Annotated in this window: 23 protein-coding genes; 9 read left to right on the forward strand and 14 right to left on the reverse strand. The window is 61.3% G+C overall.

Going from position 1 to position 18,447, the window contains the following annotated elements; all coding sequences use genetic code 11:
* The coding region (locus tag AC1DJW_RS19060; protein ID WP_476902183.1) for a tetratricopeptide repeat protein at positions 1-717 on the reverse strand (717 nt) is incomplete at its 3' end.
* Positions 718-1,091: 374 nt separating this feature from the next.
* On the opposite strand from AC1DJW_RS19060, the gene AC1DJW_RS19065 reads away from it, so the two are divergent.
* The gene (locus AC1DJW_RS19065; RefSeq protein ID WP_476902184.1) at positions 1,092-1,925 is read left to right on the forward strand and encodes a cation:proton antiporter domain-containing protein; all 834 of its coding nucleotides are present in this window, start codon (positions 1,092-1,094) and stop codon (positions 1,923-1,925) included.
* Positions 1,926-2,925: 1,000 nt separating this feature from the next.
* Here AC1DJW_RS19065 and AC1DJW_RS19070 read toward each other — a convergent pair.
* The 5 genes from AC1DJW_RS19070 to AC1DJW_RS19090 all read right to left on the reverse strand — a co-directional run bounded on the left by AC1DJW_RS19070 (position 2,926) and on the right by AC1DJW_RS19090 (position 5,406).
* Entirely contained in the window at positions 2,926-3,105 is a 180-nt protein-coding gene (locus AC1DJW_RS19070; protein ID WP_476902185.1) for a hypothetical protein, read from the reverse strand.
* Between the two features lie 17 nt (positions 3,106-3,122).
* A complete protein-coding gene (locus AC1DJW_RS19075) occupies positions 3,123-3,977 on the reverse strand; it encodes a hypothetical protein (protein WP_476902186.1) in 855 nt (284 codons plus the stop codon).
* Between the two features lie 81 nt (positions 3,978-4,058).
* Positions 4,059-4,667: a GNAT family N-acetyltransferase gene (locus AC1DJW_RS19080; RefSeq protein WP_476902187.1), complete on the reverse strand. Its 609-nt coding sequence runs from the start codon at positions 4,665-4,667 to the stop codon at positions 4,059-4,061.
* Positions 4,668-4,891: 224 nt separating this feature from the next.
* Positions 4,892-5,158, reverse strand: a complete 267-nt coding sequence (locus tag AC1DJW_RS19085) for a type II toxin-antitoxin system RelE family toxin (protein ID WP_476902188.1) — start codon at positions 5,156-5,158, stop codon at positions 4,892-4,894.
* Complete coding sequence (locus tag AC1DJW_RS19090) at positions 5,155-5,406, reverse strand: type II toxin-antitoxin system Phd/YefM family antitoxin (protein WP_268024993.1); 252 nt, start codon at positions 5,404-5,406, stop codon at positions 5,155-5,157. The genes AC1DJW_RS19085 and AC1DJW_RS19090 overlap by 4 nt, the downstream gene beginning before the upstream one ends.
* 261 nt (positions 5,407-5,667) lie before the next feature.
* Between AC1DJW_RS19090 and AC1DJW_RS19095 the strand changes: the two genes are divergently transcribed.
* The 8 genes from AC1DJW_RS19095 (at position 5,668) to AC1DJW_RS19130 (ending at position 11,578) form a co-directional block, all read left to right on the forward strand.
* The gene (locus tag AC1DJW_RS19095) at positions 5,668-6,243 is read left to right on the forward strand and encodes a competence protein CoiA family protein (protein ID WP_476902189.1); all 576 of its coding nucleotides are present in this window, start codon (positions 5,668-5,670) and stop codon (positions 6,241-6,243) included.
* Between the two features lie 382 nt (positions 6,244-6,625).
* On the forward strand, positions 6,626-6,940 hold the full coding sequence (locus AC1DJW_RS19100) for a hypothetical protein (RefSeq protein ID WP_476902190.1): 315 nt from the start codon (positions 6,626-6,628) through the stop codon (positions 6,938-6,940).
* On the forward strand, positions 6,941-7,354 hold the full coding sequence (locus tag AC1DJW_RS19105; protein WP_476902191.1) for a hypothetical protein: 414 nt from the start codon (positions 6,941-6,943) through the stop codon (positions 7,352-7,354). It abuts the gene before it with no gap.
* Positions 7,351-7,824, forward strand: a complete 474-nt coding sequence (locus AC1DJW_RS19110) for a Mov34/MPN/PAD-1 family protein (RefSeq protein WP_476902192.1) — start codon at positions 7,351-7,353, stop codon at positions 7,822-7,824. Before AC1DJW_RS19105 ends, AC1DJW_RS19110 begins: the two co-directional genes overlap by 4 nt.
* Before the next feature lie 440 nt (positions 7,825-8,264).
* Positions 8,265-9,323 carry a hypothetical protein gene (locus AC1DJW_RS19115; RefSeq protein WP_476902193.1) on the forward strand — a complete coding sequence of 353 codons (1,059 nt, stop codon included), beginning with the start codon at positions 8,265-8,267 and terminating at the stop codon, positions 9,321-9,323.
* 37 nt (positions 9,324-9,360) lie between these two features.
* A complete protein-coding gene (locus AC1DJW_RS19120) occupies positions 9,361-9,903 on the forward strand; it encodes a sigma-70 family RNA polymerase sigma factor (RefSeq protein ID WP_476902194.1) in 543 nt (180 codons plus the stop codon).
* Positions 9,900-10,571 carry a hypothetical protein gene (locus AC1DJW_RS19125; protein WP_476902195.1) on the forward strand — a complete coding sequence of 224 codons (672 nt, stop codon included), beginning with the start codon at positions 9,900-9,902 and terminating at the stop codon, positions 10,569-10,571. The genes AC1DJW_RS19120 and AC1DJW_RS19125 overlap by 4 nt, the downstream gene beginning before the upstream one ends.
* On the forward strand, positions 10,568-11,578 hold the full coding sequence (locus AC1DJW_RS19130) for an ImmA/IrrE family metallo-endopeptidase (RefSeq protein ID WP_476902196.1): 1,011 nt from the start codon (positions 10,568-10,570) through the stop codon (positions 11,576-11,578). The genes AC1DJW_RS19125 and AC1DJW_RS19130 overlap by 4 nt, the downstream gene beginning before the upstream one ends.
* 414 nt (positions 11,579-11,992) lie before the next feature.
* Here AC1DJW_RS19130 and AC1DJW_RS19135 read toward each other — a convergent pair whose 3' ends face one another.
* From AC1DJW_RS19135 to AC1DJW_RS19170, 8 genes are all read right to left on the reverse strand, one after another.
* A complete protein-coding gene (locus tag AC1DJW_RS19135) occupies positions 11,993-13,270 on the reverse strand; it encodes an RNA-guided endonuclease InsQ/TnpB family protein (protein ID WP_476902197.1) in 1,278 nt (425 codons plus the stop codon).
* 26 nt (positions 13,271-13,296) lie between these two features.
* Positions 13,297-13,551, reverse strand: coding sequence for a helix-turn-helix domain-containing protein (locus AC1DJW_RS19140; protein WP_476902198.1), 255 nt, complete (start codon positions 13,549-13,551; stop codon positions 13,297-13,299).
* A 343-nt stretch (positions 13,552-13,894) separates the two neighbouring features.
* Positions 13,895-14,392 (reverse strand): hypothetical protein, encoded by a 498-nt coding sequence (locus tag AC1DJW_RS19145; RefSeq protein ID WP_476902199.1) that lies wholly within the window; start codon positions 14,390-14,392, stop codon positions 13,895-13,897.
* 476 nt (positions 14,393-14,868) lie between these two features.
* A complete protein-coding gene (locus AC1DJW_RS19150) occupies positions 14,869-16,827 on the reverse strand; it encodes an RNA-guided endonuclease InsQ/TnpB family protein (RefSeq protein ID WP_476902200.1) in 1,959 nt (652 codons plus the stop codon).
* Between the two features lie 124 nt (positions 16,828-16,951).
* Positions 16,952-17,374 carry a pilus assembly protein TadG-related protein gene (locus tag AC1DJW_RS19155; protein WP_476902201.1) on the reverse strand — a complete coding sequence of 141 codons (423 nt, stop codon included), beginning with the start codon at positions 17,372-17,374 and terminating at the stop codon, positions 16,952-16,954.
* An 8-nt stretch (positions 17,375-17,382) separates the two neighbouring features.
* A complete protein-coding gene (locus AC1DJW_RS19160; protein ID WP_476902202.1) occupies positions 17,383-17,820 on the reverse strand; it encodes a TadE/TadG family type IV pilus assembly protein in 438 nt (145 codons plus the stop codon).
* Entirely contained in the window at positions 17,817-18,212 is a 396-nt protein-coding gene (locus AC1DJW_RS19165; protein WP_476902203.1) for a TadE/TadG family type IV pilus assembly protein, read from the reverse strand. The genes AC1DJW_RS19160 and AC1DJW_RS19165 overlap by 4 nt, the downstream gene beginning before the upstream one ends.
* A gap of 9 nt (positions 18,213-18,221) precedes the next feature.
* Positions 18,222-18,437, reverse strand: a complete 216-nt coding sequence (locus tag AC1DJW_RS19170) for a hypothetical protein (protein WP_476902204.1) — start codon at positions 18,435-18,437, stop codon at positions 18,222-18,224.
* Positions 18,438-18,447 lie beyond the last annotated feature (10 nt).

The raw sequence follows: 18,447 nt of genomic DNA on the forward strand, positions 1-18,447 counted from the left end.
GGCGGACTCCTCCCAACGGCCGGCATCCTGATGCAGGGCCCCGAGGTTGCTGTGCACCAGAGCCTGCTTCTCCGGGAGGTCCAGGACCTCGTAGAGGTCCAGCGCCCGGGCGTAGGATCCGGCGGACTCCTCCCAACGGCCGGCATCCTGATGCAGGGCCCCGAGGGCGCTGTGCACCAGAGCCTGCTTCTCCGGGAGGTCCAGGACCTCGTAGAGGTCCAGCGCCCGGGCGTAGGATCCGGCGGACTCCTCCCAACGGCCGGCAGCCCGGTGCAGGACCCCGAGGGCGCTGTGCACCAGAGCCTGCTTCGCCGGCAGGCCCAGCGACTCGTAGAGGTCCAGCGCCCGGGCCAAAGACGCGGCGGACTCCTCCCAACGCCCGGCGCCCCGGTGCAGGACACCGAGGGCGCTGTGCACCAGAGCCTGCTTCTCGGGCAGCTCCTGGGTTTCGTACAGTTCCAGGGCGTGCCGGTAGAAATCCACCGCTTCTTCCCTTGCCCCGGCCCGTTCGTACAGGACCGCGCACAGCTGCAAGGCGTAGGCCTGACTCCCAGGATCGGGCCAGAAAACGGGAAGGCTCCCGGGCACTGGCGCCCGGTGCCGAAGGAACCCCAGCACCGCTCCAGGTTCCGCGGATCCTTGGTTGAACCTGACGAGGAGGTTCTCCAGCCCTCGGATGAGGGCCTCTGCCTGACCGCCTGCGCTGGGCTCTGTCACCGGTACGCCCTTCCGCTGGCCCGACCTTAGTCCCCGTCACTGTTGTCCTGGATAGTCTAGGCCTGCGAATCGCGTAACGATACGGGAATTGCTTCCCCGGCGCCCGCCACTCCGGGCAGGGTTACCAAGTGGCTACCGGCTGTGCTCCGCGGTCCAGGCGCGGATATCTTGATTGTCGATGCCAGAAATCCAGCGCTATTCGCTGACCGCCGTTTGAGACTGGGATCAGAAGGAATGGCGGTGGAGATCCTGGCAGCACGGCACCGGCCATCAGTGCCGAAACCCCCGCGGCAACTAGTCCGCTCTCCTTGGGGTGTCAGACGTGTTAGGCCCGGTTCGCCGGCGGCGGCAGGAGCGGCCTCGGACATGGCCTTTTGGCGCTGATGCGCAAGGTTGCCCTGCCGAACGAAGCCCTGCACTCGGTGGGAACGATGGCGGCTGTTGCCTTCATCTATGCCGCAACGACCTTGCTCCACGGTTCAGGGTTTTTGGCAGTGTTTCTGGCAGGAATCATCATCGGTGACCAGCGCGCTCCTCACAAACGCGACATCGAACGTTTCAGCGCTGGCATCGCCAGCCTGGCCGAAATCGTTGCGTTCACAGTTCTCGGTCTCGGCGTCTCGCTACGAGATGTCTTCCGCTCCGGCGAGCTGGGGATCGGGCTGGTCTTTGCCGGCCTGCTCATCGTCATCATCCGCCCCGCCCTTGTCGGATTGCTGATAACTCCCATCCGGTTGCGCCGGGGCGAACGCGCATTCATCCTGCTCGCCGGCCTCAAAGGAGCCGTCCCGATCCTGCTGGGCATGTTCATCCTCAGCGCCGGACCGGCCGATGCGTCACGCATCTACTCCATTGTTTTTGTCGTCGTCCTGGCCTCGGTTATTGTTCAAGGCACACTCGTGCCCTACCTCGCCGCACTCCTGCACGTGCCGATGCACCGCATCGACCCGGAACCCTGGGGGATCGGCCTGCGGTTCACGGACGAGCCGCACGGATTGCACCGGCACGTCGTTGAGCCAGGATCTCCGGCGGATGGCTCTACGGTAGCGGACATGGCCCTCGGCGAGTCGGGGTGGATCAGCATGGTCCGACGAGATGGCCAACTCATCCAAGTCCGCGGCGATACAACGCTGCGTGCCGGTGACGTCGTCCTGGCTCTCTCGGATTCAGAAACCGGGCTCGCGCGACTCTTCAAACAACACCGGTAAAGCCTGCAGGGAATAGCACCGGGCGCACGGTGCATCGCGGACTATCGAAAATTATCCGGAATTCCGGATAATGCCATACGGGCCGTCATGAGGGAAGGTGGGTACGTTCCTCAGATCGGCACCGTTCGGGCCGCCGTATCGCGCTCCGGTCAGACTGCGACCTGCAGAAGACGCTGTGGCCCACGCATGACGTGGAACCTATGGCGTATGCGAGAAGAGATTAACACCTAGCTGTCCGTGACCCACGGAACTTGAGATCAGCTTGGCCACCCATTGGTATGGCCTCGGGACTTGACGGGGTCCAGTGAAGCCGGGATTGCTCTTCATGCGTCAGCGAACGGAATAGCAGATGACCGGCACCGGTTCGTTCGTGATTGTGGTGGTTCCGAACACGCCCGTAATGCCCTGAACTGGGCCATGGATGAGGCCCGACAGTGCGACGGCCAGCTCCGGCTGATCACCGCTTGGAACATGTTGGAAACGGCGGCGGGTGAAATTGCTGCCGAAGAGAAGTGCCCACCACCCGTGCGCGCGAACGCGCAGGGGTGTTTACTTGTGCCAAGGAACGTGGTTTGGGTTGGTCCAGTCGGCTTTGTTGCCGGCTGTCAGACGGGGCCAGCGGCGGGACCGTCCTGGAGCCCAGACGCCGCTGGCCCCTCGGGGCGCGAGATCAGGGAGTCATTGATTCGGCAGTTTCGCTGGAACTTCGATGTCTGCAGGTTCCAGTTCAGGGCGATCGGGAACCATTTTTGTTGGCAGGGCCTCCGGATCCGCGAAGCATCGGTCTGGTCCTTGTCCTAGCCCGACCAGAGGCTCGTTGTCGATCCTGCCGGAAAATCCCGTCTCACTTGGGTTCAAACACATTTGCCCGGGCAACGCTACGGTTGTCCGAATTCCCCTCACGGACTTCGCCAGCGCGACTGCCAGCGGCGGGTGAAGCCCCAGAGGGAATCTTCTCACTGAACCGGGAGATGCCATCAACATAGGCTCGCCATCGTCATTAGATCTGCGACGCGAGTTTCGCATCGGGGGTTGACGGAGTCCAGTGAATATAGCCGTCCCACTTGGGTTCGTACAGGCACCCGCCGGGCCAGGCGTCCTCTGCCGGTACGGCGGGGACGGCTTTAGCCAGGGCCAGCTCCACGGGCGGGCGTAGCGTTGCGGGCACGTCCTCGCTCATGCGCTCACGCTATGTCGCTAACGGGATGGAAGGAAACCCATCTTGTTAATGTCCGTGACGGGGATGGTGAGCTTCTTAGGGCCTTGCTTCGTTATTCCTTCAACAATTACGTGTGAGTGGTTAAGCTCATGGGGCTTTGTTATGCCGAGAGCGTTGAATAATTCATCTTTCACGGCATATTCAAGTCTGATGGATATTAAGCTTCCGAAGCCATCACAATTGATCCAGAGCGTTTCCTTGCCTTTATCCTCCCATCCCTCCTGGGCGCTGCTGATGTGCCCCCAGTATGCGCGGGTGACGCCATCCGCCGCCGTGTCCTGGGTGACGTTCGCGAGCTTTCGGAAGTAGTCAGTTGCGGGGACAACCACACCTCTGGCGCTCACGTCCAGAAAAAGGTTCTCAGGCGGGTAGTCGTCGCCATTTCGGAGGTTCTTGAGGAGAGTGCGCAACCCCGTTTTTTCATGCAGGGGCACGTCGCCTGCGGCCTGGTTGCGGGGGCCTTGATTGTTGCCGCCGTTAGTTCCGTCCTTGTTGGTCGGGTTGAGCGGGCCGGGCGCGTCGTAGCGGACTTCTTTGGTTCCAGTCGCCGGGGGCCGGCCCGGCAAGGGACCGGCCGCTCCGTTGCTCCCTAGTCCGCCGGTAGGGTCCGCGCGGAAGTCGCAATCGTCGTCGTGCTCACTGCCCCGCACAACCCCGAAATGGGGGTTTCTTTTTTCTTTGAAGTTTATGAATCTTGCTTTTTGCTCGCACCCTCGACATATAAAGGTTTGGCGTCGGTCAATTAGCCATTGATCCGGCTGTTTTTCTGCCTCTTTTTGGAGCAATTTCGCGTCCCACGCCTTAGAGTCCTTTAGGCAAAAAGCGGTGTCCATTGTTTCCTCCCCATGCTGATATTGCGCTCATCCTACCGTCAGGACATACCACTGCCCCTTACGGCGAAAAAAGCTCTAGCCTCATTTGGCGAAACTCTCTAGGCGCGGGCGGAATGCCGATTTGAACAGGTAGGGGTACGTGGCGTTATTGCTGCGAACTTCGCCTTCCGGCATTGGCATGGGCATCCCTGGGTCAAAGACGGTGTATCCGTTGTTGCGGTAGAAGGAAGCCGACGCCTTGGAGCAGCCGCCGTAAACGGTGAGCGCGCCCGCCGCTTGGTAGAGATCGGGAATGGCCATCTCGATATAAGCGGGGATCATGGTCACCAGGAATCCCCCGATCCCATGCCGCCGCCACTCCTGCGCAACTGCAAGGGTTACCAAGTGTGCTCTCAGCTCTCCATTTGGGGCGTTCTGGATTTCGAATGTGCAGCAGCCGATAAGGGTTTGCTGGTCATCAAAAGCGCCCAACGTCCCAACGTTTTGCCGCTCCATGTTTGCGCCTGAATTTCCGATGATGTGCGCTTGGATCAGCCGTTGTGCTGCCGGGTATTCCTCTGGTTTGACGCTGCGGAATGTCACGCCGAGCTCTTTCAGCTTCTCCGCATTGGCTCGCTTTGACGGTTTGGGCTGTCGCGCAGTCGTCAGCCTGGTTGGTGCGGCATTTTTCAGCCGCTTGCCCTTCCCCATAGGTTGCCCTTCCTTTGTTGTGCACGCGGGTCAGCGGACCCGCGTTTTTTGCCCTTGCCGGGCCGTAAATCTCTTGAGCGCCTAAGCGCTGATTTGGGATCAACCCGGGGCATCAGTCATGAGTTGAGAATAGGCGATATCCAAGCGTTACCCGCCGGCGCCAAATCCAGCCGCCCCAGCCTGCAGCGGATCCGCCGAGTTGTTTAAGGCCGGGCCTCCGGCCTTCAATGCCGGTAGATTTCCTTGCGGTGGCCTACCTTGACCACCAGGACCAGTAGTTCCTGGTCGTGTATCTCATAAATAATGCGGTAATCCCCGGTCCTGATGCGCCATTCCCCCTCGCCGCCCACTAGCTGCTTGCCCAAAGGGGGCCGCGGGGTATCACTGAGGATTTCCACAGCCTTCAGCACCCGTACCTGGGCTGCTTTGTCCAGTTTGCGGATCTGCTTCGCTGCAGCCGAGGTATAGCGGATACCGAAACGGGCCGTCACGCCTCGATTCCAAGCTCACGCAACAATTCCTCATGGGTGACGGTCGGCTCGTCCTCGGACCTGGCAGCGCGCGCAGCCGCGACATCCTCAGCATCTTCAAGAGCCTGCACGGCCCGCTCATAAAATTCAGGGTCCACCATCACCGCAACAGGGCGTCCCCGCCGGGTGATGTGCACGGGCTCGACACGCACACCGTCAATCAGCTCCGCCCAGTGCGTTCTGGCCTCATTTGAAGTAGTAGTCGTCATACATCAATCTTACGAACCTTACGAAACGCAAGCAAGCACACCCTTTTATGGATGCCCCCGTTACCAAGCAGACCTCCCAATAGTCCTAGTTTAGTGGTCGATGACATCCGCCACCGCATCGAGTCAGCCGGTCCTGCTTGAGAGCGCAGATCAGCGTCTGACCGAAGTATTTCAGGTGTCTGTTGATAGCGGCGGCGGGGGCGAGCGGTAGATTGACCGCCAGGGCCGTGCGGCGGAGATGGGGATGCTTTGGTGCAGTTGGTGGCGTACCTGAACGGTGATCGGGTCGACGCGACACAGATGGCCCACGATCCGTGGCGGGCGCTGGTCAATCACCCTCTCTACATGGACTTGGTGCTACTGGAGTGCGGGCTGCGGGCGAGCCGGGTCACGCGCAGTGGCCGACAGTTCTTCAAGCACTATCCCGACGTCGAATGCTCCGTCGAGCACAAGTCTGAGTCGGATCAGCGCTTGGCAATGAAGCGGGCGCTGCAGGACAGAATCAACGCCGTGCCTGGCTGGCGTGCGGAAGTTGAGCACGCGCATCCGCAACGGGCATGGATCGCTGATGTCATGGCCATTCACACCTCCGGCAGGCGGCTCGCATTCGAGGTCCAGCTGTCGGCGCAGAGCGAGGACGAGTACGTCTACCGGTCCCAGCGTTACGTGCATGATGGCATCGGCCCGGTGTGGGTGGTCCCCGACAACCATATCGCTTCCGCAGCAGCCGCGAAGATCGTCATGACCTCAGACAAAAACATGACCACCGTACTAACCCAACTCCAACAACACTCGGAATGGTCCAGCCTCTACCGCTTTCATCAAATCATCGGCTAACCCAAAAGACGGCCTTACCCGACGAAACCGCTCAAGTTGATCTTGAAGAAACTCGCTAACTGAGGCGCGGGAAGGATCTTCAGCTGGCGTTTTGTGTCTCCTCCGTGCTGGGGGCGACAGATTGTGCCGCGAGTGTCCCGAATAGGGGGTAGCGAGCCCTCCCTCGTGGGCTAAAGACCTTCATGAAGGTTCGATAACGACCGATATCTTAAGGCTCCACGATTGTCTTGCCGGCCGCGCCAGGGAACATCCATCCCAGCTCCACCTCGAACCGCGCGATGGAACACGCCGAACAATTGGGTCGGCGGCTTCTGCGCTTAAGTCGAACAGCTTCGCCTCGACTACTAGGTGGAGACAAACACTTAGAAAAGAGGATCCTCCCATGACACAGTCACAGAACACCGCCGAGATTGCCGACAAGTTCGTGAACGGCCCGTTTGAAGTTACGGTCCGCACCCCCGCTGGATTTGCCGAACAATTCAAGATCAACCCGAAGCAGAAGGTTCACGTTCTGCTGGACGAGACAGTCCGGGAATTCATCAAGAGCCAGCAGCTCCAGCCGGGCGGCTACCGTCTCGTGGACATCACCGATGGCACTGCGCGGGCGTTGACCGACACTGCAAGGCTCGGTGAGTCCGGCGTCAGGGAAGGTTCGGTACTGTCCTTGCAGTCAACCGACCCGCAGGTGGACGGCTAAGTGTTGCACCCCAGCTTCCTCTCCGAGATGCTCGACGACGAAGTTTTGCTTGCCAGCCAGCGCCTGGGGCAACGTGCCCCAGGCGTCGCCCACGATGGTCGCTACGTGACTTGCCCGATGACGGCGCCGGACGGAACGCCCCTGCTGCTGCGCCTCGATGCAGCACAGTACGACGCGGAACCTGTCCGCGTGGACATCTGTGATCTGAAGGGAACACCGCTGCCGGCCCCTATGTGGCCGAACGGGCTGCTGCACAGCATCCATCCGGTAACTGGGCAGCCCTTTGTCTGCATACAGGGCGTTTACGAGTACTACATCCACCCGTCACACCACAAGGATCGCTGGGACACCGTTCGGGCTACGCACCGGATTTCCCCCGTCCTTGACCACCTCCTACGGAAGGCAGGCCGATGAACGGCGGAACGGTAGTACTAACTGATCAAGTGTTAAACGACGTCTCCAGCTTCCTCACCGAGCGTGGAGCCTACGGCTACGAGGGGACCGGTTTGATCGCCTGTACTCCTAATGGCTCTGGCTGGATTTCCGCGAAGCTCGTAGTGCCGGACCAGCTGGCGACACGTCAGATGGGGGGATGTTCGGTCGAAGTCACTCAAAAGGGCAAGGACGAACTGCTGACTTCTCTGGATGGGGGTGAACGCTATCTGCTTCGCGTGCATAGTCATCCAGGCGAGGCGTTCCATTCCAAAACTGATGATCGTAACCCAGCGCTCACCCATAATGGCGCGTTGTCCATTGTGGTCCCTTTCTTTGGATTGGGTCTGCAGCGGGGTCTCGATACTTGCGCGATTTATCGGCTCACAAGCGGAAGGTGGCTGGAATTACCGCCGGGGGTCGAACGGGACGTATGGGTGGTGCAGCGATGAGTGATCCACGTGTTCGGCTCTTGGACCCTTCCGGCGACCCGAGGCCCGCACTGGCCGCGCTAGAGGCCGTCGCGGTAGAAATCGTTGTTCCCCGGAATCTTACTGTGCCCACTGCTTCCGCAGTGGCAGCACTTGTTGCAATGATTATGCGCCTGTTTCCCAACGTAACGGTCCTAGGTGACGCAGACCTGGGACCCAACCCTTGGGGAGCAGAAACGGTGGCCGGAGTACTGAGGGCTTCCGAAAGTGTGCGGCCGACGTCGTCAAGGCAACCTGAGAGAACTCTCCGTGTTGGCATTGGTTCTGGCAATGGCCCTGCCGATTTGTATCTCGGAGGTGGTGCTTTCACTGTCCGTGCCGGAACCTCCCCACAGCAACTGGATCACGATGAGATCTCGACCTACAGCCACGCCATAGGCGTTCATGTCGGAGCCTGCTTGGTGGCCGCAGACTTGGCAAAGATCGCACTAGCGCCTCTCGGCCGGCCGTATGTGCGTCTACCGGAAACCTTCGTCTGCAACCTCATCGATTACCGCCTAACGGTGGCCCCGGAGTTCCCGGAACGTACTTTCGATCCCGTTAATGTCCTTTTGGCGGCTGCAGGCTCAGTTGGCTCCTCGGCCGCTGCCATCTTGGCGACCAGTCCGGGGGTTAGGGGCACCGCCGTAGTCGTGGATCTGGACACGCTTGATCCCTTGCGTAATCCCTTCAGATATCCTGCCCTCACCGGCGTGGAGACGGGACACAAATCAGATTGGGTTTCTGAATTTCTTCGGGAGGCGGGCTGGAGCACCACAGCCTATTGCGGTGAGTTGGGACGATGGTGTGCCGACCAAGCCTCCCCCGGATTCGACGGCATACTGTTGTCGAGTGTCGACACCACGAAGGCGCGCTTTGATGTTGCTGACGTATTCGCCCGAACCACTTGCTCCATCGGCGTTGCCGGGCTCGCCCTTCACGCACAGATCGAGACCCTCGGCGACGGTCTGGCATGCCCATACTGCGATTTCGTGTCCCTTGAGCCTGCCCTGTCCCAAGCGGACGTCATCGCGGCACATCTTGGACTACAGGGCGGGGTAGCCCGCGTTATCGAGCTCCAGCAACCCGGGGCGTTCCTGACCGGCGAAGACGTCGGCCAGGTTGTCGCAGCCGGAAGGGTCAAGGAATCAGACTCTGCCTCGTTGATCGGCCGACGGCTAGACGACATAATTGCCCGCGTATATGCGGAATCTCCGGCCACAGTCTCGGGTACGGGCGCGACTGGCTCAGTCGCGGTCGCCGCACCTCATGTTTCCTGGCTTGCGGGAGCTCTGGGCGCTGTGGAAGTTGCAAAGGCAGCAGCCGGGCTGCCAAGGCTTGAGCGACGGATCGACATCGACCTTGTCGGTCTCCCCCAGGGATTCACGACTTGCCGCCCACAAGACACTTCTGGGCGCTGTGCCTGCGGGAGCGGTCACCGAAAACGTTGGATGGACAGGTTGTGGCGACACGCCGCGTGAAAGGGATTGATGGTTCCTGACAGGGCACACTTAGACCGTGGAAGCACCTACTTCTGAAGCCCCAGACTGGGCGGCCCTGTACCTCCGGCACAAGGACGCGATGTACGCAACCGCCAAGTACATGCTGAAGGGCGAAAACGGTGTGGTCCAACCTCACGATATCGTCATGGATGCCATGAAATCAGTGATGACGTCCCCTCCCCGCCGCATCCAGAACTGGGAAGCCTTTCTCGTAACCGTCGTCAAGCGACGGGCGCTGGACCACTTTAAGACAGGCCATGTCAAACACGCGGCGGGTCAACCTCTGCCCGACGTTGACCTGGCCGACCCTCTCCAGAACACGGCCGAAGATGCCGCTGAAGCCGTCGACCTTTCCCGTAGCGCGGCTACAGCCTTAGCCTTGATGCGCGATCTCCCCGATCAGCACCAGGTCGTCCTCCGACGACGAGTAATGGAGGGCATCAGCCTGGCCGAAACAGCCAAGGCACTGGGGGTATCTGGGCCTCGGGTATCTCAACTGCAAAAAGAGGCCCTCCAAACCATGAGAGACCGACTAACCGAGAAGGGAGTGGACCTGTGACCGACGATCGTGCCGACTCGACGGTGGAACGCTACCTTGACTATCTAGCAGGCCGTGCCCAGAGCCCCCCAGACCTCGCCGGTCTTCCTGAAGCCGACGCCGCAGAAATAGGTGCGCTCTTCCACGCGGCCGAACTTCTTTGGCTTGCCGACGCCGCACCACCTATTGAGGACGATCCAGTGGCAGCGATGCTCGGACTGGTTCCAGACGCCAGCCTGGCTCTCGATCCCAAGAAGGTGGAAAGGGTACGGAAAAGAACTCATCTTAAACCAAGCGCAATTGCCGACAAGCTCAACGCTCGAGGATGGGAGATAACGCCATCCGAGGTTTTTGATTGGCAAAGGCACGCCCACCCGGACGTTCCTCCTGCACTCATCGATGCTTTAGCTGACGTACTAGGAACCTCTCCGGAAGCCCTAACCTCCTCGTACGAGGAAACCATAATGCAGCCGGCAATCAACGAAGTTCTCGAGGACAGCAGATTTGAAGCTCTTGTTGCCCGCTGGGGACAACTGTCCGGCATGGCTCCGGTCTCTGCGCGTTCTTCCCTTAAAACGAAAATGCTCGCGACTGTTCGCCGAGGCGATCACCTCACCGCCAATCAGTGGTTCGGGGTCCTTGAAGCTCTGGTGGAAGCGAAGGAAAAGCCCAAAGGTGCAACGTCATGATCGAAGCCCTCGTGGCGCGGATGGTCGGATCCATCAAGGAGTCAATTCGGACGGCCGTCGCATCCAATCCAGCGGAAGCTTTGCAGGCTCATTTCGGCCTAACCGTCCAGGCGGAACCGCACCTAGGGCTGCAGCGTGACAGCGGCGGGGTCTGCGACGGGGTCTCGTTTCTCAGGGACCGCGTCGTCCTCTACGCACCATCGCCCTGGAGTCGTCGAGAGAACTTCACGCTCACGCACGAGCTCGGGCACTGGCTCGTAAACCACGACTCGGATGCGATTGACTGGCTCTCAGATCAGAATGACCCTGACCGGATGCTGGAGCTGTTGTGTGACCGCATCGCACAAGCGCTTCTCCTGCCCGACGCACTCGTTGATTCAGTTCTTGATGGTAAGCCCGTGCGCGCGGCATTCATCCGTGAACTGTACGAAGCTTCCGCGGCAAGTGAACCGGCCTGCGCAATTGCCTTGGCTGCACGGCTGCCGGGCCACGGAGCAGTCTTGATCACTGATCTGGACGCCAAAAAGGTTCACTATGCAAGCATCAGAACTGGCAACGATGACAGTTGGCCAGCGGTGTATCCCTGGCCCGGAACGGATGTGCCACCGGGACATCCGCTTCGCACACTTCAACCAGGAGCCACAATGGCTCGAAAGTCGTTTTGGCGGGCTCCGTGGGGGACGGAACAGGCCTACTACCTGGATGCTGTCGCCGACGATCGCCGTATTTATGCCGTACTTTCGGCTACGGACATTTGGATGGCGGAGCAATTTCACAGCGACGCTCCCTTCGAAGTGGACAAGCGTCTTTTGCGAGAAACCCGGTGCTGCGGGAAGACGATCACTGTGCGAGCCTTTCCGTGTTCCGTCTGCAAAGAACCGCATTGTCCTGAATGTGGTCATTGCCGTTGTGACCGAATCATGAAAACCCAGACGCTGTGCGAAGGCTGCTACATCATGTACCCATCGCATCTCGTAGTCGCCGGACGCTGTACCGACTGCAGCTGACTTTTCCCCAGTATTGGGTTTGAGTCGTCCTTCCGGGCCATCGCGCATGGTCTCCATACCTGAAGTCGCACTACCTGCGTTCGCCGGAAGATTTACGAGATGCCCGTGTTCACGGGCACGGGCCACCCGGCTTCGGGAAAGCCCTGGTGAATTGGTCAGCCAGTATTCCTGGTTCCAGAGGGCCTTCCAGTCGAGGCCCTCCACCCGCAGCCGACCGAAAGTGCCAGCCCATGTCGCTTCTCAAGCCCCGTGGCGCTGTGTCCATTGACCATTGAGCCGTCCCCGTTCGTGACTAGACCTAACTTATGAGCCATCCCCTACACGTACGGGCCGGAGAAGGCCACCGTGATGGCGGCCGTGGAGGTGGCGAGCCCATCCCCTACGCGTACGGGCCGGAGGCTTGTTGACATGCGGTCATGCAGTCAACAAGACCAGTTCCGGTGCGGGTTCGCCCTCGGATTGTTGCTCCGAGGGGATGACCAAGCCAATCCCTTCTTCCTGAATGGGATTGTGAGGGGATGCCTTCGAATTGCTCCGAAGGGATGACCCTGTCGGGTCTTCCAGCTTCGTCGGCGTCGTCCTATCCTTGGCCTTGCGGTTCAGGGCAGAGCGGATGCCTCGGCTGGCGTTTTGTGTCTCCTCCGTGCTGGGGGCGACAATTTGTGCCGCGAGTGCGGCGATATTGCGGGCTGCGTTGAGGTCGCGGTCTATTTGGAGGCCGCAGTTGTCGCAGTTGTAGGTCCGCTCGTTCAGGGGCAGCTTGGTTTTCGCGTGGCCGCAGTTTGAGCAGGTTTTGCTGGTCGGTGCCCATCTGTTGGTGAGGACGAGGCGGGATCCGGTCCAGCGGGTTTTGTATTCGAGCTGCCGGCGGATTTCTCCGAAGGCCGCGTCGAGTATGTTGCGGTTAAGCCCGGACTTTTGCCGGACGTTCTTACCTGGGGTTTCGGTGGTTCCTTTTGCCGATCGTGTCATGCTGGCGACGTTGAGGTCTTCAAGCCCAACGACGGCGTAGTTGCGGGCGAGCTGGTTGGTGAGCTCGTGGGTGTGGCCTTGGCGTTGTCGGGCTTCGAGGTGGTGAAGGGCCGCGATCTTCCTGGCGAGTTTCGCCCTGTTCGCGGATCCGGGCCGGGTGCGGGCGTAAGCCCGGGAAAGCTTGGTCAGTTTCCGCTTGTGGCTGGCTTTGATTTTGGGGTTGGGGAGGATTTCTCCGGTGGAGAAGGCGGCTCGGTTGAGGACGCCGAGATCCACCCCAACGACCCCGTTGGCCTGTTGACGCCTGGTGGCCGCGGGGATGGCTTGTTGTTGTTTGACGAGGAGGCTGGCGTACCAGCGGTCCCCGGCACGCGATACCGTCACTGATTGCACGATGACCAGCCCGGCGGCGATTTTCCGCATGAGGTGGCGGGCGTTTTGGTGGGTTCGTATTTCCCCGAAAATGGGGACGCGCAGGCGCCGGCTGGTGGTGAACCTGATCCCGGGTTGCTTGACGTCGTGATGGATCCGGAACGAGTCCACGGCGCGGCCGCGTTTCTTGAACCTCGGGTACCCGACCCGCGCACCGGCCCGCTGCCCTTTGAAAGACTCGATCCAGTTCTTCCACGCCCTGTCCGCGTCCTGCATTGCGGTAGTGAACGCGAAGCGGTTGATGCTGTGCATCCAGGCACCCTCAGCATCAGGATCGTCCTTGGCCATCGCCCGGTGTTCGCCTACTGCGGCGGTCAGCCAGGCGTTATGGCTGAAAGCGTTCGGGATCGGGGTTTTGACCTTGCCCGTGCCTCAGTCTCGGTTTCCTGGTGCTCGTAGGTGCGGAACGCGACTTCCTGCAGCCAGGTCCTGTGTGCCTGGCGCTTGGCAGCGATGGAGTGATTGAACGCGAACCGCGCTGCCCCCGCGTATTGCTGCAGAAGGGAGCTCTGGGCGGGGGCAGGGTCCAGCGCGAACTTATACGCCCTGAGTACTTCCTCTACCGCCACAATCCCCCCTCAATGGTTGATGCTCTGGACCTTAGATCTGGGGTCCGACAATTTAGCCCCTGCCTGAACTTCGCCTTGCTTGGTCATTCATGCCATTCCGCTGAATTGCGCCCAGGACAAGGTCAGCATGACCGCCCCAAAGGCCCCTATGGCGATGAGCCCGATTCCGAGCCGTGGGCGCATCGCCGGAGAGACGAGGAAAATCGTCCCACCGGTAAAGCACAGAGCGGACACAACACCCACTAGGACAACTATCAGCATTGTGGTTCTTCTTTCCCTAGGTGTCGGCTTTGAGGAATGGGAGAAGAGGTCCCCGGCCCGCTTTGGGCCAGGGACCTTCTACTCAGCGGTTGACGTTGACCGATTGGAGCTCGCCGATGCGTGCCTGGAGCTGTCCCTGGGTGGTCGTGCCGATCGCACCACTGGCACCGCCAGTGGCCGTCCAGGCCACTTCCCAGTTCGACGTCGCAGTGATCGTGTAGGGCTGTGCCCCGTTGGAGGGCGACATCGTCGCGTACCGGTACCCACAGTTGGGGCTGTCGGTATTCCCGTTGCCCTCCAAGTACACGGTGCCCGGGTTAGTGCAGACAACGGTCTGCCCGTCCCCCATCGAATAGGCGACGTTGGCGACGCGGGCTGTCGCCGTCACCGTCACACCACCCAGCGTCGCGGACTTCACGTACGGACCCCAAGCCAACGGATCGCCTTGGTTCTTCACCCACAACCAAACGGGAAGCCCGACGGCGCCCTTGCCAGAATCCTCAGTCGTCGAGCCGATCTCGACACCCTTCAGCTGGAAGGTCTTGATCAACGCGGCCGCGGCCTGACCTGGGGTGAGCACATTCAAGCCCGGGGGCGGTGTCGTCAACCACCTCGGAGCTGACACGGTGGTGACGCAGGCCAGCGGGTCGCCGCCACTGACGGGGGCAGCTTTACAGGGTGGGTCCGCGCACACATACCAGGCACCATCCCCATCCGCATTACCCGGAGGCGGGGAAGGCTGAGGATCAGCCAGCTTCATGTAACAGCCACGATCAGGCTGATACGCCCCAAGAGCCGGATCACTGCAGGGGATTTCGTTCTCCTTGGTAGGCTCCATCCCCTGCCGGAAGCACGACGTCGGCCCAGGCGTAAACCCCGTCACAGGATCCGCCGCCACCACACCACCGCCGCTAGGCGTCCCCGGCGTCGGCGGAGGCTCGACAGAGCATTGTCCGAAAAGCCCGCAATCAGCGCCAGCGGCTAGTACTGGCATTGCGGAACCGGTTGATACACCAAGAGCCACAAGACCGGCCAACGCAACAGCGATCATCTTTTTCAACATGAGATCGTGCTCCCTGGTCGTATGTAGTTGGTAACCATCCACTTGCTGGCGGCAGGATCGTACGTGACCTCGACAGAGAGGATGGATCGGAGGACAGACCCTTTGTCGCCTGGAGTACCATCGGCGTTCAGTGACTTGGTTGCCGTCACGTCGTTGCAGACGGTGAGGCCCACGAAGCCGTTCTTAATCGGGGGCTTTCCGGCGGGGGTCGCATCTGACGTGTAAGACTGAGTGACAGTGATCGACCGGCTTCCACTTACGGTGACACCCTTTTTCAGGGCCAGCGCAGCTGCATCGTGTATTCCAGAGCGTGCAGGGCCGGTTGAAACCGCGTCGATTCGCTCCGGGTTCTTCCCGCCGTCGTTGAGGATCGTATCCGCGATCGCCCAGTAACTCTTGGTCGCCGCAGTGGCGGCCGCAATAGCCTCTGCTGAGTCCTTCGGCGCCCCGACGGTCGCTACGGCGCTCGCCGTCGGTGACGACGTCGTCGTGGAGGTCCGTGAGCCTGTTGGTGTGGGGGTTGGCGATGATGGTGTGCAGCCGGTGAGCAGCAGTCCGCCGACCGTAAGGGCTGCCACGGCAATCGCTGAGGCTTTGAAGCTCTTCGTGTTCATAGGTGTCTGTTCCTCTCTCATGGCCCGCTCTGTGCTGACCCAGTTCCTTTTCCTTTGACATCCTCCCCGACCTGAAAGTCCGGGGATTCTCGGCTGCAATGCAGCCGGTTGGTTGGCGCTGCCAGCGGGAACCGCTGGGCTTCTGCGCCCTGACACCCCGTGTCCCGGGGCCAGATTTGCTAGCGCGCGATCGAGGATGACTGCCGCCGCGTTGGTGTCGGCGTGCGCGGTGTGTCCGCAGGATGTGCACTCGAAGACCGCTTGGCTCTCACGGTTTCCAGGTGCACAGTGGCCGCAGACGGCACATGTTCGACTCGTGTTCTTTGGGTCCACACGGACCACGGCCCCTTCGGGCATCTTGTTTCCAAGCCGATCTAGGAAGCGGCCCCAGCAGGAAGCAAGGATCGCCCTGTTGAGAGCAGCCTTGGCCCGCGCCCCGTTGGGGAGGAACGCGCCCATGCTGCCGCCATCAGGGTCGGGCTTCGGTGCCGGCCGCCTGACCATGTTGCGGATCCGCAGGTCTTCAACGGCGATGAACTCGTAAGAGAAAGCGAGGGCTGTGGTGGTCTGCTCCACCCAGTTGCCGCGGCGCTGCTCAAGACGGCGCCGCAGAACACCCAGGCTGTCGAGCGTACGCCCACGGCGGTTGGAGCCCTTCTGCTGCCGGGCCAGCTGCTGCTGGAGCGCGAGGAACCTCCGACGCTCCCTCTCCGTGAGGGCCGGTGCCTGCACCATCTGCCCGTCCGAGGTGGCGAGGGTGTTCTTCACGCCGCGGTCGATTCCGACCACGGCATTCCTACGGGCTTCAATCTTCTCGGCAGGCGGGGTGGTGAAGGTGATGTGCCAGCGGCCGTTGCGCATGGTGACCCGTGCACTGGTTGCTGCTTCGATACAGGCCCAGGGCCGGGAGACGCGGAACCGGACCCGCCCGACCTTGGGGACTGTGACCACACCCCACTGACGGTTGAGCCGCTTCACGGTGAGATCCCGGACGACAAACGACCCTTCGCGCTCGGTGCGACGCTTGAATGAGGGGTACTTCGCCCGACCAGCGAAGAAAGCTTGGAACGCACGTTCCAAGTCCCGCAGCGCGGCCTGCTGCACGCTCGAAGACCCGGCACGGAGCCAGTCCAGATCCGCTCGCAGCTGAGCGAGCTCCCGCATCTGCGTCATCGTCGTGATCTTCGGTGGCGACAGCTCCCCCCGGAGGTGCTTATCCCTTCGCCACATCGCTCGCTGCTCCAGGCCGATGTTGTATACGAACCGGTGATGGTGGCAGTGTTCGACCAGACCCGGGTCCTGGGCCGGGCACGGATAGAGGCGCTGCCGGATGCTCATGAAGTCAACGCCCGTTGAAGGGGCAGACACTCTTGGGAAGGACGTCGGAGTACCACTCCACTTGGCACAACGACGTCGTTGGAGGGGATGTCTGGGGTTTTGAAGCACTCTGTTTTCATGAGTTTCACGGACCGCTCAGTAATTGAGCCGACCCTGTCCCTTTCCCGTGAAGCGTACCGACGAACATCGATAAGAATTTGGTCGGGTAATCCTTCTGGGCGGTCACGGTGACGGTCTGGCCGTTGACTTGGACGGTTCCGGTGACGCCGGCAGCCGCAAGGTAGTTGTTGGCTGCGGCGATGGCCTGGCCTGCGGAGATGTTGGCCGCCCCGCTGCTGGGAAGCTTGGCGCTGACACCGCCGTTGGCTCCTGCCCGGGCCGCGCTTTGAGCGATCGTGGTGGCCTGCTCGGATGCCTGGATCTGTCCGGCGCCGTCGACGACGAGCCCGACAACGAGGACGAGGACCGGTACAAGGAGCACGAAGGCTACCGCGGCGTCACCCCGTTCCCTGACCTGCAGGAGCTTCGACCTGATTCTGGAGATCATCCCGCGCCTCATTTCTGCCTGTACGCGTCGACGGGCGATGACGCGGTGCTGGTCAGGGTCTTGGTCCCGGGGATGCCGGGTATGCCGATGTCGCTGAGGTTCGCTTGGCAGGTCACTGTGGCGCGCATGGTCCCGATCTGGCCAAGCGGTACACGGAGCCCGGAGGTGTCGATGGCCACGTTAAGGCTGGAGCAATTGACGCCTTGCTGGGTCATGACCCGGCGTGCCGCGTCGGTTGCGTTCGCTATGGATCCTGCCTCAGTCCGGGCGAGGGAAGCGTCGCGGGCCGCGGCTGCGGCCGAGCTCTCGACAACGTTCCCGGCGACTGAGATCCTCCCGGCGAAGATCAGGAACCCGATGACCAGTACCAGTGCGGGGGCGATCATCACGAAAGACACCGACGAGCTCCCGTCCTCGCCTTGGAGCAGCCTGAGGATTTTTTTCACCGGTTCACCCACCTTTCCGTGGGTCCTGAGACCGTCTGGCTCACCGATGGTCCGCCCCACCCGGGCACGAGAGTAGGAGCGCTCCCCGTGACCGTCACGCTGACCTGACTGGCTGTGCGGCTGACCATCACAGATCCGCCATTCAAGGTGGTTCCTTGGTCGGCGATGACCTGGTTGCCGGCGGCTTGCCCGCTCCCGGGGGTCCCATTGTCGGCCCGGGCGTTGTTGTACGCGGCCGTAGCCGAAGCATGGGCGACGTTCTCGGCTTGGTACCACATCGATCCTTGGATGATCCCGAAGAAGATCAAGAGCAGGACAGGGAAGACCAGAACGAAGTCGACGGATCCGCTTCCGCGCTCTCGATCGTCTTGCCGCATCATTCTTGTCTTCACTGGGAGCTTCTACTTGAGTTTGCCGGTCTGGGTCTGGACGTAGGCGGTGACGGCGCCGATGACAATGGCCGCGAGGGCGATAACGCCGATGATGATCAGCACCCACTCTGAAGATCCGCTGCCGGCCTCCGCACGGAGACGCAGCCCGTCGACCCTGGCCACTGCCCTGTTGCGCAGGCCCAGGATCAGGGTTTGGGCGAGAAGGTAAATCTTGATGACGTTCATGATGCGGTGT

The sequence above is a fragment of the Arthrobacter sp. 05L417 genome (assembly GCF_056397865.1).

Bases quoted from the DNA above. Each gene is read 5' to 3' on its own strand.
- AC1DJW_RS19150 (WP_476902200.1), bottom strand. From the start codon at position 16,827: ATGAGCATCCGGCAGCGCCTCTATCCGTGCCCGGCCCAGGACCCGGGT.
- AC1DJW_RS19110 (WP_476902192.1), top strand. From the start codon at position 7,351: ATGAACGGCGGAACGGTAGTACTAACTGATCAAGTGTTAAACGACGTC.
- AC1DJW_RS19130 (WP_476902196.1), top strand. From the start codon at position 10,568: ATGATCGAAGCCCTCGTGGCGCGGATGGTCGGATCCATCAAGGAGTCA.
- AC1DJW_RS19135 (WP_476902197.1), bottom strand. From the start codon at position 13,270: ATGGCCAAGGACGATCCTGATGCTGAGGGTGCCTGGATGCACAGCATC.
- AC1DJW_RS19070 (WP_476902185.1), bottom strand. From the start codon at position 3,105: ATGAGCGAGGACGTGCCCGCAACGCTACGCCCGCCCGTGGAGCTGGCC.
- AC1DJW_RS19170 (WP_476902204.1), bottom strand. From the start codon at position 18,437: ATGAACGTCATCAAGATTTACCTTCTCGCCCAAACCCTGATCCTGGGC.
- AC1DJW_RS19075 (WP_476902186.1), bottom strand. From the start codon at position 3,977: ATGGACACCGCTTTTTGCCTAAAGGACTCTAAGGCGTGGGACGCGAAA.
- AC1DJW_RS19090 (WP_268024993.1), bottom strand. From the start codon at position 5,406: ATGACGACTACTACTTCAAATGAGGCCAGAACGCACTGGGCGGAGCTG.
- AC1DJW_RS19080 (WP_476902187.1), bottom strand. From the start codon at position 4,667: ATGGGGAAGGGCAAGCGGCTGAAAAATGCCGCACCAACCAGGCTGACG.
- AC1DJW_RS19155 (WP_476902201.1), bottom strand. From the start codon at position 17,374: ATGATCTCCAGAATCAGGTCGAAGCTCCTGCAGGTCAGGGAACGGGGT.
- AC1DJW_RS19100 (WP_476902190.1), top strand. From the start codon at position 6,626: ATGACACAGTCACAGAACACCGCCGAGATTGCCGACAAGTTCGTGAAC.